At 68.8% G+C, this 13,372-nt stretch carries 10 protein-coding genes; 7 read left to right on the top strand and 3 right to left on the bottom strand.

What is annotated here, in order from left to right; translation table 11 throughout:
• Positions 1-378 precede the first annotated feature (378 nt).
• Positions 379-4,629 carry a rhamnan synthesis F family protein gene (locus B146_RS27925; RefSeq protein ID WP_019997746.1) on the bottom strand — a complete coding sequence of 1,417 codons (4,251 nt, stop codon included), beginning with the start codon at positions 4,627-4,629 and terminating at the stop codon, positions 379-381.
• A 278-nt stretch (positions 4,630-4,907) separates the two neighbouring features.
• Between B146_RS27925 and B146_RS0117370 the strand changes: the two genes are divergently transcribed.
• Both B146_RS0117370 and B146_RS26505 read left to right on the top strand, forming a co-directional pair.
• On the top strand, positions 4,908-5,510 hold the full coding sequence (locus B146_RS0117370) for a hypothetical protein (RefSeq protein WP_019997745.1): 603 nt from the start codon (positions 4,908-4,910) through the stop codon (positions 5,508-5,510).
• A gap of 166 nt (positions 5,511-5,676) precedes the next feature.
• Positions 5,677-6,501 carry a SapC family protein gene (locus tag B146_RS26505; protein ID WP_019997744.1) on the top strand — a complete coding sequence of 275 codons (825 nt, stop codon included), beginning with the start codon at positions 5,677-5,679 and terminating at the stop codon, positions 6,499-6,501.
• 22 nt (positions 6,502-6,523) lie between these two features.
• Here the strand turns inward: B146_RS26505 and B146_RS0117360 are convergent, their stop codons facing one another.
• A complete protein-coding gene (locus tag B146_RS0117360; protein WP_019997743.1) occupies positions 6,524-7,954 on the bottom strand; it encodes a helix-turn-helix domain-containing protein in 1,431 nt (476 codons plus the stop codon).
• Positions 7,955-8,161: 207 nt separating this feature from the next.
• On the opposite strand from B146_RS0117360, the gene aceA reads away from it, so the two are divergent.
• The 5 genes from aceA (at position 8,162) to queE (ending at position 11,705) form a co-directional block, all read left to right on the top strand.
• Positions 8,162-9,454 carry an isocitrate lyase gene (gene aceA / locus B146_RS0117355; protein WP_019997742.1) on the top strand — a complete coding sequence of 431 codons (1,293 nt, stop codon included), beginning with the start codon at positions 8,162-8,164 and terminating at the stop codon, positions 9,452-9,454.
• 24 nt (positions 9,455-9,478) lie between these two features.
• Entirely contained in the window at positions 9,479-9,760 is a 282-nt protein-coding gene (locus B146_RS0117350) for an SMc00767 family acetate metabolism repressor (RefSeq protein ID WP_019997741.1), read from the top strand.
• A 165-nt stretch (positions 9,761-9,925) separates the two neighbouring features.
• Entirely contained in the window at positions 9,926-10,624 is a 699-nt protein-coding gene (queC, locus tag B146_RS0117345) for a 7-cyano-7-deazaguanine synthase QueC (RefSeq protein WP_019997740.1), read from the top strand.
• The gene (gene queD / locus B146_RS0117340; RefSeq protein ID WP_019997739.1) at positions 10,624-10,980 is read left to right on the top strand and encodes a 6-carboxytetrahydropterin synthase QueD; all 357 of its coding nucleotides are present in this window, start codon (positions 10,624-10,626) and stop codon (positions 10,978-10,980) included. Before queC ends, queD begins: the two co-directional genes overlap by 1 nt.
• Positions 10,968-11,705 carry a 7-carboxy-7-deazaguanine synthase QueE gene (gene queE, locus B146_RS0117335; protein WP_040408725.1) on the top strand — a complete coding sequence of 246 codons (738 nt, stop codon included), beginning with the start codon at positions 10,968-10,970 and terminating at the stop codon, positions 11,703-11,705. Before queD ends, queE begins: the two co-directional genes overlap by 13 nt.
• Positions 11,706-11,718: 13 nt before the next feature.
• Here queE and B146_RS0117330 read toward each other — a convergent pair whose 3' ends face one another.
• Complete coding sequence (locus tag B146_RS0117330; RefSeq protein ID WP_019997737.1) at positions 11,719-13,284, bottom strand: putative bifunctional diguanylate cyclase/phosphodiesterase; 1,566 nt, start codon at positions 13,282-13,284, stop codon at positions 11,719-11,721.
• Positions 13,285-13,372: the final 88 nt, after the last annotated feature.

Genomic DNA, 13,372 nt, shown 5'->3' with positions numbered 1-13,372 from the left:
CCAGTCAGAAATTGGGCCCTCGGATCATTCCGGGGGCCCTTTTCGTCTTGTGGCGCGCTCATGGCGTTGGCGTTGGAGTTGGCACCGGCTAGCCGCGCTCAGGGATGCAGGGTCTCAGGGCCGGGAATGGGCTGCTTTGACGGATCGACCCCTTGCACTGCTCGACATCTTGCCGACCTTATACGAGCACCGGACGGTGCCGATGACCTCGCCCCCGCCATGAGCGGCGTCTGCGCCTGAGAGCAGTGTGCCGGGTTCGGGTGCCCGGAGGATCGGACCCAAAAAAGGGGCCGATGCGCTCCCGCACCGGCCCCTCGACTCTCTCGTCTGCCATCGATCCAACCCGGCCGGACGCATCGCCCAGCCGCTTCGCCTCGCTCAGTCGCGGTTCGCGGCGGCCTGGAGCGCGCGCGGGGTTTGGCCGACATAGTTGTAATGCTCGGGCGTCACCGGGATCGGGCGGAAGCCGGTGAGCTGCACGGTCTTCTCGGTGACGAAGCGCTCGAACTCGGCTTCCGACTGGAGCGCGACCGTGGCGAGCGGGTCGATCATCAGCTCGCGCCGAACCGTCTTCATCCAGCGATAGCCCGCCTTCTCGCAGACCATGGCGTAGAGCCGCTCGATCGCATGGGCGATCGTGTGATCCTTCTGGCCGCTTTCCTCGGCGAAATCCTCGTATTGGAGGTCGAGGTCGAGAAGCGGGCGCAGCGCGTCCGAGCGGGCCCAGAACATGGAGCCGGACGGGAAGTCGAGCGCGCGGTTGTCGCGGATCGCAAAGCCCATCCGCTCGGCGAGGCCCAGCGCCAGCGGCAGGTTGTCCCCCCAGGCGAGACGCCGGCGGATATATTCGTAGTGCTGCGGAAACACCATGCCGACGCCGGGCTCGTGGTCCAGCGCATAGAGCGCGTTCGCCACGATCTCCGGCGTGCCGAGAAGGCTTTCCAGGAGATAGGCCCGCCAGAGCTTCAGATTGGTGTCGTGGTGGCTCGCCTTGGAATGAAGGTGGAGGACGCGCGTGTAGCGCGCGTGAACGTCCCGCATCCCGACGAGCTTGGGCGCGATGTCGCGGCCCCGGTTGGGCACGATGCGCACCTCCACCGCGCCGCGCGGATAGCCCGCGAAGACGCGCTCGATCTGGGCGCGCTTCTCGTCCGTATCGGTGGTGAGGAAGAGGTCGCTACCGTCAGGCAGGTTCTCCAGATAGCGGCGGAACGAGGCGGCCTGATCCTCGTAGAAGAGATGCACAAGCGCCGCGACCGGCCCGCCGGTCGGTGCCTTCGCCTCCGGGAAGGCGAAGGGCAGCTCGGCCGAGACGTCGGAGGCCGGGGCGCGCAGCACCGGGGGCGGCGGGGTCTCGTTCGGCCCTTGGGGGCCGACGAGCTTCAGAAGGCCGCCGACCGAGCGGCGGAAGGCCTCGGGGCTGCATTCGGCCTCGACGCGGGCGAGCGCGTTGGCGCGCAGCGTCGTCCACAGCGCCTCGTCGCGGTAGAGCCTGGCGCAGGCGGTGGCAAACCCCTTGCCGTCGTCGGCCGAAAGGCAGTCCGTCCCGTTGTCCCAGCCGAGCTGGCCGCGGATCAGCTCCGTCGCCACGATCGGCACGCCGAGCGAGGCGGCGTGATGGGCCTTGTGCGGAATGCCGGCCGCAAAGCGCGTCGGGATCACCACGAGGCGGGCGGATTCGAAGCTGGGCCCCAGATCCTTCACCTGGCCGACGAGGTCGAAGTCGCGCCCGTCCCGCTCGCTGACGCTCGGCGCGCGCACGAGGCCGACCACCTTCAGGCGCAGCGCCGGCTCGTTCAGCTGGCGGCGAAGTTCGGGCAGAACCTCGCGCGCGAACCAGAGAAGCGAGTCGGTGTTGGGCGAATTGTCGTCATGCATCGCGCCGAGGAAGAGAATGTCGCGGCGATCTTGGAAGCTCGCCTCGGTCGGCTCGACCTCGACCATGTGGCCGAGAAGCTGGACGTTCTCGACGCCGTGGCTGGCAAAGAGCGCGCGCTCCTGCTCCGACACGGAGAGGATGACCTTGGCGCCCTCGACGAGTTCCAGCTCCTCGCGCAGGAGCCGGTCCGCCTCCTCCTTCGCCATCGGCTGGCCGAGCACCTCGCCACGCAGGATCTCGCGCTGCGAGAACAGCGCCTCGGCGTCGTAGATCAGCACGGCGTCGTCGAGAAGGCCGGGCTCGGCCGCGAGCATCCGGCGCACCGCCTGCATGTTGTGCGGACGGCTGACGAGAACCGCGTCGAAGGCCCCGCGCCGCTCGCGCAGGAAGGCCGGGAAGTCGCTTTCCTCGCCGTCGCGGATCACCTCGACCTCGGCCGGAATGCAGCGCCGGATGGCGTCCCATTCCTCGGGGCGCGGCAGGATCGGGTAGAAGGTGACCTGCGCGCCCTCCGCCGCGAGCGCGGCCAGCATGTCGTTGGCGCGCGGATAGCCGGAGCCGAGCTCGGGGCGCGGCACGCGGTCGTCCACGAAGAGGACGCGCGGCGCGCGCGAGCGCGCGGAGCGGGCGAGATGCGGGTTGCTGCCGGGCGCGCGCTGCGCGTCCAGCCAGGGTTCGTGCCGGTCCCGGAAGGTGCCGTGATTGCGCCGCTGCAGATCGAGCGCGTCGGCGCTCTTGGCGGAGCTCGCGAACTCGTAATGGAGGATCACGATCCGGGGATCGAACACGACGCGCAGGCCCGCTTCCCACAGGCGCAGGCAATAGTCGGTTTCCTCGTAGTAGGCCGGCACATAGGCTTCGTCGAGACGGCCGAGCTCTTCGAACACGGCGCGCGGCGTCAGAAGGAAGGCGCCCGAGCAATAGTCGACATCGCGCCGGAACATGGCTTCCGGCGCATCCGGCGCCTTGCCGCGCAGATAGCCGAGGCACGACCCGTCGCTCCAGACGATCGAGCCGGCCTCCTGCAGCGTGCCGTCGGGCAGGATGATGCGCCCGCCGATCGCGCCGATCGTCGGATCGGCGTCGAGCGATTGCACCGCGCTCGCCAGCGAACCGGGCGTGAGCTGGGCGTCGTTGTTGAGAAGCAGGATATGGCGGCCGCGCGCCGCGCCCGCCGCGCGGTTGACGCCGCGCAGGAAGTGCAGGTTCTCGCCCGCGTCGATGATCGTCGCGCCGTCGAGCCGGCCGAGAAGCCGCGCCGTGTCGTCGCTCGACCCGTTGTCGAGAAGGATGACCTCGGCCTTCAGCCCGTCGGTCTCCACGCATTCGGCGATGGAGCGCAGGCAGCCGAAGGTCAGCTCGACCTGATTGTAGAGAACGAGGAGGATCGAGACGTCGGGCGCTTCGTCCCTCGGAAGGCGCAGGCGCGCGTTGGACGACAGGAAGAGCGACAGGCGCTCCTGCATCGACTGGCGCAAGAGGCGCTTCATCGCATCCGACGAAGGGGAGACGCCGGCTGGCTCGCCCTCCTTCGGGGACTCGCCGGACGCCGCCGGAGCGGCCAGACGCTGCGCGGGCGCCGGGGCCGGCGCCGGCGCGGCACCCCGCTCGCGGCGCAGAAGCGCGATGGCCTTGCGCATCGGAGCGGTGACGCGCCAGGAGGTCGAGCGGCGATAGGCGTCGTGGAGATGCGCCAGCTCGACCGCCGTCCGGTTGAGGGCGGCGGAGACGTCCACCGCGGCGCGGTCGCGCGTGGCGGCGATCTCGTATGTCAGGCGACGGACTTCCTCCTTCGCGGCGCCGAGCGCGGCTTCCTTTTCCTGGAGGTTCATCTCGATGCGATGGCGGCGCTCGTCGATGTCGCGCTCGCGCTTGGCGGTCGACCGCTGCAAGTTGGTGGCGTTGCGGTCGAACTCGTCGGCCTGCGCCTTGAGCGAGTCGGCCAGTTCGGTGACGGTGCGCTGAAGGGCGTCGATCGCCTTGCGCTGGTCCGCGACGATCCGCTCGTTCAGAAGAACCTCGGCGCGGCGGTAGAAGAGCTCGCCGCGACGCGAGAAGCGCTGGCGCACGGCGCTCGCGGTCGCCGGGTCCTGCGCGAGGCGGAAGAAGGCCGCGACCGGCGCGGGAAGGTCGGAGCCGACGCCGAGGACGCCGAGACCGTTGGAATGGAGGAACTCGAAGGAAGGGTAGATCGCGGACAGCTCGCTCCAGAGCTTCCACACGCCGAAATCCTCGCGGCGCACATTGGTGTCGTGGAAGATCACGACGCCCTTGTCGGACACGCGGTCGCGCCAGGTCTCGAAATCGTGCCGCACGGCCTCGTAGGTGTGGAGCCCGTCGATATGGAGAATGTCGATCCGCCGATTGTCGAAATGCGGACGCGCCTCGTCGAAAGTGGCGCGGATCAGCGTCGAGAAGGCCGAGTAATGGCTCTGGTTGTGACGATTGACGTCCTCGAAGATCTCGTTGCCGTAGAAGCCGGCGTGCTCGTCACCCGCCCAGGTGTCCACGGCGAAGGCCTGCGCCGGCGAGTTCGAGGCCTCGATCGCCTGACAGAAGCCGAAATAGCTGTTGCCGGTGAAGGTGCCGAGCTCGACGAAGAGCTCCGGGCGCACGGCCTTCACGAGCCAGAAGGCGAAGGGGATATGGCCGGCCCACGCTTCCGAACCCACAAGCCGATGGGGTTCCCAGTCGATCTCGGTTCCAAAATCGGCCAGATCCCAATCCATGGTTGCCGTGTTGTCGACCATGCAATAGCTCCGTTGCGCGACGCGGTTCGATCGGCGCTATCCCAGCGCCAGCTGTCACGCGTTCCATTCACCCCTTGCAAAGGCAGGGATGTCCGGTTCTTGTCAACAGCGGAGGGGACGCCCCCTCGCCGGCCGGCCGCTTTCCTGTTCCGCAAGGTTACCCGCCGATGGCCCGAAGGATCGGCCCGACCCCTTGCCGATAGAACTCCCTTTGGATCGCGGCGCCTCTGTGGCAAGCGGGTGACGCCCCATTCCGTCCGGGCGCGATAAGGAAACTGATGCCGTCTTACGCTCTTCTCCGTGTTTCCGCGCTCGCTGCCCTCGGGCTCGCGCTTTCGGCCTGCTCCACCACGAGCGGCGGCCTGGACGATCTGTTCGGCAGCGTGGCGCCCGCGACGGCCGCACCGCGCGCGACCAACACCCTGCCCCGCCCGCCCGGCCTGCCGGCGGACCCGGCCGCCGCGCCGCTGACGCCTGGCCGGATCGGCGCGCCGCCGGTCGCCTCTGCGAGCGTGTCCTCCGGTGCCCCTCCGGTCGCGCGGGTGAACGACGAACTCGACAATCATCTTCCGGCCGCGCCGCCCATGCGCGTGGAAGCGCTCGGCGATCTGCCGCGCCGCGCCGATGGCGTGATGATCCTGCCGCCGGGGCCCAAGCTCGACGTGATCGACATCGGGGCTGTGCGCGACGGGCTTTCGCAAACGCAGCCGCGCACGAGCACGCCGATGGGCGCGCCGGTGGAACCATCTGTCGCACCCAGCGGACGGGCGCCGGGTGCGCCCGCCCCCGCCCCGCTCGCGCCCCCGGCCGCAGCGCCGCCGACCGCAGCTCCCCCATCGGCGCCGACCGCCGCCCCTTCGGCGCAAGGCGGACTCCTCTAGGAGCCGCTTCGGATTGGAAGGCCGGCTTGGGCGGCACGCCGTCGTGAGGCGGCGGAATGCGCGCGGGATTTGGCAAGCGCGGAGCGTGCGCTAACTCATCCGGCGGTTGACCCCTGCCGGCATTCTTGGCAGGGAGAGCCTCCCTTGGTCAGATCATGAGCCCCCCATGAGCGACGCGCCCGCCATCCATCCGTTGTCCCGCGAACGACACAAGGGGATCGGCTGGCGGCGGTTCGGCGATTATCGCTTCGCCGCCAGCGCGAGCTTCGCGCCGCTGGCCGACGCGGAACTGGCCAAGGCGGTGCTGCATCTGCCGCTCGGCTTCGTGGAGCAGGCAGGCCGCTGGCAGTTCGTGGCGCTTCTCGGCCTCCTGCCGGGGCGCAATCTCTTCGTCGCTCCGGACGGACGCTGGCTGGCCGGCTATGTGCCGGCGCATCTGCGCTCCTACCCGTTCCGGATCGGCCGCGCCGAGGGCAGCGAGGACGCGGTGTTCTGCGTCGATGAAAGCAGCGGTCTTCTGGTGCAGAACGGCGGCGAAGCCCTGTTCGACGGCGAGGGGCAGCTGACGCAGGCCGCGGCCGGCGTCTGGAACTTCATGCTCGAGGTCGCCAAGGGCGAGGCGCGCCTGTCGGCCGCCTGCGGCCGTCTGGCCGAGGCCGGGCTGATCGAGCCCTGGCCGCTCGCGCTGCGCGAGGGCGAGGCGACGAAACAGGTGGACGGCCTGTTCCGCATCAACGAGGGCAAGCTGAACGAGCTGGGCGACGAGGCCTTCACGGCGCTTCGCCGCACGGGCGCGCTGCCCGTCGCCTATGCGCAGCTCTTCTCCATGGGCCATTTCGAGAAGCTCGGAGAACTCTCCGACGCCCATGCCCAGGCGGCGGCCTCCGCGCAGGCCGCCCATGCCGCGCGCCGCGAAAGCGAAGCGCGTCAGGGCCCGCAATTCACGCTCGGCAACAATCTCGACATCGACTGGTCGAAGGTCACGCTCTGACCATTCGGGCGCAACGCCCCCATCACTGAAAGTCGAAGGCGGAGACGCCGCGCGCCATCTCGTCGAGGCCGAGCGGGCGCGTCAGCGGCGGCTCGGCGCGCGCCGTGCAGGCGACCCGTTCGCACAGGCGGCAGGCGGGACCGACCGGAACGGTCGCGACATCACTGGTCAGCGGCATCACCGGCAGACGGTCGCCATAGACGACCTCGGCGCGCCGATCGAAATCGCAGCCGAGAAGCAGTGCGGTTCGACGCGGGCGCTCGCCGAACCCCGCCGCCAAGCCGTCCAGCGTCCGCGCGACGTTGAGAAACCGCGCGCCGTCCGGCATCTCCACGGCATCGGCCAGAATCTCGCCCGAACGCGCGAAACTGGCATAGGTGGAGAGCTTCGGGCAGGCGCCGCCGAAGCGCAGCAGCGGAAAGCCCGCCGCGCCGACCCGGCGCAGCCGATGGCCGGCATGGTCGATCTCCAGAAGAAAGAAGGGAATGCCGGCCTCGCCCGGTCGCGCCAGCGTCGTCAGCCGCTCGGCGGCCTGCGCGAAGGAGACACGGAACCGCGCGGCCAGAAGATCGACATCGTAGCGCGCCGTCGCGGCGGCGCGTGCGAAGGTCGCATAGGGCATGGCGAGCGCGTTGGCGGCATAGCGGCCGATCTCGAAACGCGCGAGCCGCCGCGCCTCGTCGCTGGACAGCGCGAGATCGGCGATCTCGGCGCCGATCGCGTCCCCCATGCGCAGCAGCACCGCTTCCAGCGCGACCTCGTGCAGCTGGTCGAAGGGCGACAGGCGCTCCGACAGGAAGAGGCGCTGCGAATGGCGGTCGTAGCGCCGCCGCCAGACCGGCATGGCGGAAGCCGGCAGCACGCGCACGGCGATGCCATGCTCGGCGCGCAGCCAGGCCTTCAGCGCACCGAGGAGATCGTCTCCGGGCGCGAGCGCCTGCGCGAAACGCTCGGTTTCCGCCTCGATCCGGCCGAAATGATGGGGGCGGCGCTCGAAGGTCTCCCGCACCTCGTCGGCGGGCAGGCGCGCGCCCGCCAGAAGCGAGGCCCGCCCCTCGCGCGCCAGAAGCTCGGCGAGGTCGGACAGGCGCTCGGCCTGCTCGCGATAGGCCTGATGCAGCTTCAGGATGGCGCGCGCGGCATTGGGCGCCGAGGCCGCGAGGTCGGCGATCTCCCCCTCGCCCGCCAGCTCGCCCGCGATCAGCGGATCGGCGAAGGCCTGTCGCAGCGCCGGCAGGAGTCCGCCCTCCTCGTCGAACTCCTCGGGTTCGATCCGGTAGACCGAGGAGAGCTTCAGCAGCAATTGCACGGTGAGCGGGCGCTGGTTGCGCTCGATGAGATTGAGATAGGACGGCGAGATGCCGAGTTCGGTCGCCATGGCGGTCTGGCTCAGGGCCTTGGACAGGCGCAGGCGCCGGATGCGCGGCCCCGCGAAGATCTTCTGTTCGGCCATTCGTCACGATCCTTGACCGCATTCCCCAGGTGATTGGGTCAAGATTTTGACAGTTTGACAAGATGCCCTGGTCACAGGCCGCACAGGTTTTCCTGAATTTTCGCCCGATACCGCGAGGTCTTCTGGGTTGTCTTGTGTGTTTTTGACAAGCTCCCTGTCACCGGCCTTCGACATCGATCGGAGGTCAGACCCACAGCGGAGACGGCCATGACCGATTTTCACAAGCTCGTTCCGAACGCCCCGCCCGGACGGTTCGACGGCATCAAGCGCCCTTATGCGGCGGCGGACGTCGCGCGTCTGCGCGGCTCGATCGACATCCGTTACTCGCTGGCCGAGCGCGGCGCGCTGCGGCTCTGGGAGCTTTTGGCGCGCGAGGATTTCGTCAACGCGCTCGGCGCGATGACCGGCAATCAGGCCATGCAGATGGTCAGGGCCGGCTTGAAGGCGATCTATCTCTCCGGCTGGCAGGTCGCGGCCGACGCCAACACCGCCTCCGCCATGTATCCCGACCAGTCGCTCTACCCCGCCAATGCGGCGCCGGAACTCTGCCGCCGCATCAACCGGACGCTGCAGCGCGCCGACCAGATCGAACATGCCGAAGGCGACGGCCTGTCGGTCGAAACCTGGTTCGCCCCGATCGTCGCCGATGCCGAGGCCGGGTTCGGCGGTCCGCTCAACGCCTTCGAGATCATGAAGGCCTTCATCGAGGCGGGCGCGGCGGGCGTCCATTTCGAGGACCAGCTCGCCTCGGAAAAGAAATGCGGCCATCTCGGCGGCAAGGTCCTGATCCCGACCGGCGCGCATATCCGCAATCTGAACGCGGCGCGTCTGGCCGCCGACGTCATGGGCGTGCCGACGCTGGTGATCGCGCGCACCGATGCCGAGGCCGCCAAGCTCCTGACCTCGGACGTGGACGAGCGCGACCGCCCCTTCGTGGACTACGAGCGGGGCCGCACGACGGAAGGCTTCTTCCACGTGAAAAACGGGCTGGAGCCCTGCATCGCGCGCGCCGTCGCCTATGCGCCCCATGCCGATCTCATCTGGTGCGAAACCTCCAAGCCCGATCTGGAGCAGGCACGGCGCTTCGCCGAAGGCGTCCACAAGGCCCATCCGGGCAAGCGCCTCGCCTATAATTGCTCGCCCTCGTTCAACTGGCGCCGCCATCTCGACGAGGCGACGATCGCCAGGTTCCAACGCGAACTCGGCGCCATGGGCTACAAGTTCCAGTTCATCACGCTCGCCGGCTTCCACCAGCTCAACCACGGCATGTTCGAACTGGCGCGCGGCTACCGCGACCGGCAGATGGCCGCCTATAGCGAGTTGCAGGAAGCCGAGTTCGCCTCCGAGGCCAACGGCTACACCGCGACACGCCACCAGCGCGAGGTCGGCACCGGCTATTTCGACGCCGTGGCGCTGGCGATCGGAGGCGGCGCCTCCTCCACCACGGCCATGGGCGAATCCACCGAGCACGGCCAGTTCCACCGCGAAGCCGCCGAATAATCCTTCCAGAACGGAGACAGTCCCATGTTCATCCTTCAGGGCACCGACGCCAACACCCCCGCCCTTCCGCTGGAGCGCCGTCGCACGCATGTCCGCGAGCGTGCCGAAGCGCAGGCCAGCACGCTGACCGAGGCGCAGAAAAGCTCGATCCGCACGCTCGCCAACGAGCTGCACCGGCTGAACCACGCCGTCATGGAAGCGGTCGAGGCGGGCGTGTCCGTCGAGTTCGTCCGCGCCTCGCGCCATCACGGGGGCGAGGGTTCGTTCGGCGATCTCCTGACCCCGCGCATCTCCGCCGGCGAGTAAGCGCCCAAAAGACTCCGGCCCCGCGCCGTCTCGTCCGAGGCGGCGCGGGGCCTTTGCCTGCGGGTTCGCCTTCGGGCGTGGAGCATTTACACGGCGCGCCCCGTCCGCTAGGTCCGACCCCGAAATGCCGGTCGCAGCCTACCCGGACAAAACAAGGACCCTGTCGTGAAGACACTCGTCGTCTGCTCTGGCGGACTCGATTCCGTTTCGCTCGCCCACAAATGCGCCGGCGAAGGCCATCTCGCCGCGCTCGTCAGCTTCGACTACGGGCAGCGCCACAAGCGCGAGATCTCATTCGCCCGCGAGGCCGCCGAGCGCTTGCGTGTTCCCTTCCATCTCGTGGATATCGGCGCGATCGGCGCGGTTCTCACGGGCTCGGCCCTCACCGACGACGTGGCCGTGCCCGACGGGCACTATGCCGAGGAGACGATGAAGGCGACCGTGGTTCCCAACCGCAACGCCATCATGCTGACCGTCGCCTTCGGCCTCGCCGCCGCGCAGAAGCTCGACGCGGTCGCGCTCGCCGTCCATGGCGGCGATCATTTCATCTATCCCGACTGCCGGCCCGGCTTCATCGACGCCTTCCGCGCGATGCAGGCGGCGGCGCTCGACGGCTATGCCTCCGTCGCTCTCTCGGCGCCCTTCGTGGAAAGCACCAAGGCCGACATCGTCGTTGAGGGCGCGCGCTTCGACACGCCCTTCGCGCGGACCTGGTCCTGCTACCGGGGCGGCGAGGTGCATTGCGGGCGCTGCGGCACCTGCGTCGAGCGCCGCGAGGCCTTTCACCTTGCCGGCGTCGAGGACCCGACCGTCTATGCCGATCCCGAGTTCTGGCAGGCGGCGGTCGCCGGAAGGGCGAGCTGATGTACCGGATCACCAAGCGCTTCGACTTCTCGGCCTCGCACCAGCTCGCGGGCCTTGCCGAGGATCATCCCTGCTCGCGCCTGCATGGGCACAATTACATCGTGGAGATCGAGCTTTCGGCCGAGACGCTGGATGCCACCGGCTTCGTGCGCGACTACCGGGAGCTCGCCGCGCTGAAGCGCTATATCGACGAGCGCTTCGACCATCGGCACCTCAACGAGGTGCTCGGCCATGACCACGTGACCGCCGAGACCCTGGCAAGGCATTTCTTCGACTGGTGCCGCGAGCGCTTTCCCGAGACCTCGGCGGCGCGTGTCAGCGAAACGCCCAAGACCTGGGCGGAATACCGACCGTGAGCGGGGAGGCCACGATCCGCGTCAGCGAGATTTTCGGGCCGACGATCCAGGGCGAAGGGGTGCTGATCGGCGAGCCGACCGTGTTCGTGCGCTCGGGCGGCTGCGATTATCGCTGCGCGTGGTGCGACACGATGCATGCGGTCGATCCCCGCTTTCGCGAGGACTGGCGCCCGATGTCGCCGGAGGCGATCTGGCGCGAGGTCGAACGTCTGTCCGGCGGGCGGCCCCTCACCGTCTCCCTGTCGGGCGGCAATCCGGCGATCCAGCCCTTCGGTCCGTTGATCGCGCTCGGCCGCGCGGCGGGTTACGGTTTCGCGCTGGAAACGCAGGGCTCGATCGCGCGGGACTGGTTCACGGAACTCGATACGCTGGTGCTCAGCCCCAAGCCGCCCTCGAGCGGCATGGCGACGGACTGGAGCGCGTTCGAGGCCTGCCTTGCGGCGGCGGGCGCGGGGCCGCGCGCGGTTCTGAAGATCGTGGTCTTCGACGACGCGGACTATGCGTTCGCGCGCGAGGCGGCGGCGCGCCATCCCGCCCTTCCCGTCTTCCTTCAGCCGGGCAATCCGGTGGAGGCGGCGCGCTCGGACAGCGACAGCGCCGATCTTCCGGCGATGATGGCGCGGATGCGCTGGCTGATCGAGCGCACGCTCGCCGACGGCTGGTTCGCCCCGCGCATCCTGCCGCAGCTCCATGCGCTCGTCTGGGGGCATCGCAAGGGCGTTTGACCAGCGCGCCCCGTCACGCCGTCAGCGCCAGACTGTCCTGTCGCGTGGAGATTTGGGCCTGCGCGCGGCCGATGAGGTCCGGCTTGGCAGAAGGGCGGCCGAGAAGATAGCCCTGGAACCGTGTGCAACCGGCGGCGCGTGAGAGGCTGAACTCCTCCGGCGTCTCGATCCCCTCGGCGACCACCGACAGGCGCAGCGCGCGCGCGATTTCGAGAACGGCCGAGACGAAGACGCGCGAAACCGGATCGTCCGCCAGACGGGAAATGTAGGACCGGTCGATCTTCACGATGTCCACGGGCAGCGAGCGCAGATAGTTGAAGGTGCAATGGCCGGTGCCGAAATCGTCGAGCGCGATCACGATGCCCATCGTGCGCAGCGACTGGATGCGCCCGAGCACTTCGGGGATCGACAGGAGCGAGACGTTCTCGGTGATTTCCAGAACGAGCTGATGGGGCGCGACGCCGCTGTCGCGAAGGACGGTCTTCATCACCTCCACGAGATCGTTGCGGCGGAGCTGGGAGGGCGAGACGTTGACGCTGACGAAGCGGCCCGGAAGGTCTTCCAGATCCTGACAGGCGCGGCGCAGAACCCATTCGCCGAGCATGTCGATCAGGGCGCCTTCCTCGGCGACGGGGATGAACTCGGCCGGCGGGATCATGCCCCGGATCGGGTGCTTCCAGCGCACGAGCGCCTCGACGCCGAGGATCGTCTGGTCGGCGCCGGTGATCGGCTGGTAGTGCAGGTCCAGCTCGTCCAGCATGATCGCGGCGCGCAGGTCGCGCTCTATCATGCGGCGGTTGCGCTTGATGCGCAGCATGTCGGGATCGAACAGGGTCGCGCGCCCGCGCCCGCGCCGCTTGCTCTCGTAGAGCGCGAGATCGGCGAGCAGGATCATCTCCTCGAAGAACGAGGTCTGGCGCGGCGCGGTGACGAGGCCGATCGAGGCGCTGAGATTGAGCTGGCGATTGGCCGCGAAGGTCGGGGTCTTCAGCGCCGAGAGGAATTCCTCCATTCGCGCCAGCGCTGTGGTTTCGTCGCAGCCGGGCAGGAGCACGGCGAATTCGTCGCCGCCGAGCCGTCCGATCAGGGCGCCCGGCAGGGTCCGACGGGCGACCTCGACGAGATGCGTCAGCGCGAAATCTCCGACATTGTGGCCGAAACTGTCGTTCAGCGACTTGAAGTGATCGACGTCGAGTAGCGCGAGCGAGCAGGGCTCGCCGGCCGGATGGGGGCGCGTCGCGGCCTTCAGCGCATCCATGAAGATGCGCCTCGTCATGGCGCCGGTCAGCGGATCGACCTGAAGCAGGGCGACCTGACGCGCGGCTTCCGCCCCGGCCGCTTCGACTTCGCGCCGCAACCAGAGCCGCATCCACAAGAGCAGGAGCACCGAAGCGGCGATCAGCGCGAAGGGCGCAACCGACAAGGTCGGCGTGCCGAGCTCCCCTATGGCGAGGCCCTCTTTGGCGAGGTTCGGGGCGGCGAGCGACAGCGCGAGGCAGAGGAGGGCAGCGATCTGAAGCGCGAACAAGAGGCGATATTGCCGGATCTTGATCCGCCGTGTTCCCTGAACCTGTTCCATGCCCGCCGCTCCGTTCCGTGCGTCCCCATGTGTAGGAAGGGGGAGTTGGACGGAGCGTTAAACCGGATGGCTCAAGTCCACCGAGGGC

The sequence above is a fragment of the Aureimonas ureilytica DSM 18598 = NBRC 106430 genome (assembly GCF_000382705.1).
Classification (GTDB): domain Bacteria; phylum Pseudomonadota; class Alphaproteobacteria; order Rhizobiales; family Rhizobiaceae; genus Aureimonas; species Aureimonas ureilytica.
The sequence above is the reverse complement of the archived record's forward strand: the minus strand, read 5'-3'. Positions and strand labels throughout refer to the sequence as shown.

Coding starts and splice junctions, on each gene's coding strand:
- B146_RS0117370 (WP_019997745.1), top strand. CDS start 4,908: ATGCCGTCTTACGCTCTTCTCCGTGTTTCCGCGCTCGCTGCCCTCGGG.
- B146_RS26505 (WP_019997744.1), top strand. CDS start 5,677: ATGAGCGACGCGCCCGCCATCCATCCGTTGTCCCGCGAACGACACAAG.
- aceA (WP_019997742.1), top strand. CDS start 8,162: ATGACCGATTTTCACAAGCTCGTTCCGAACGCCCCGCCCGGACGGTTC.
- B146_RS0117330 (WP_019997737.1), bottom strand. CDS start 13,284: ATGGAACAGGTTCAGGGAACACGGCGGATCAAGATCCGGCAATATCGC.
- queD (WP_019997739.1), top strand. CDS start 10,624: ATGTACCGGATCACCAAGCGCTTCGACTTCTCGGCCTCGCACCAGCTC.
- B146_RS27925 (WP_019997746.1), bottom strand. CDS start 4,629: ATGGTCGACAACACGGCAACCATGGATTGGGATCTGGCCGATTTTGGA.
- B146_RS0117360 (WP_019997743.1), bottom strand. CDS start 7,954: ATGGCCGAACAGAAGATCTTCGCGGGGCCGCGCATCCGGCGCCTGCGC.
- B146_RS0117350 (WP_019997741.1), top strand. CDS start 9,479: ATGTTCATCCTTCAGGGCACCGACGCCAACACCCCCGCCCTTCCGCTG.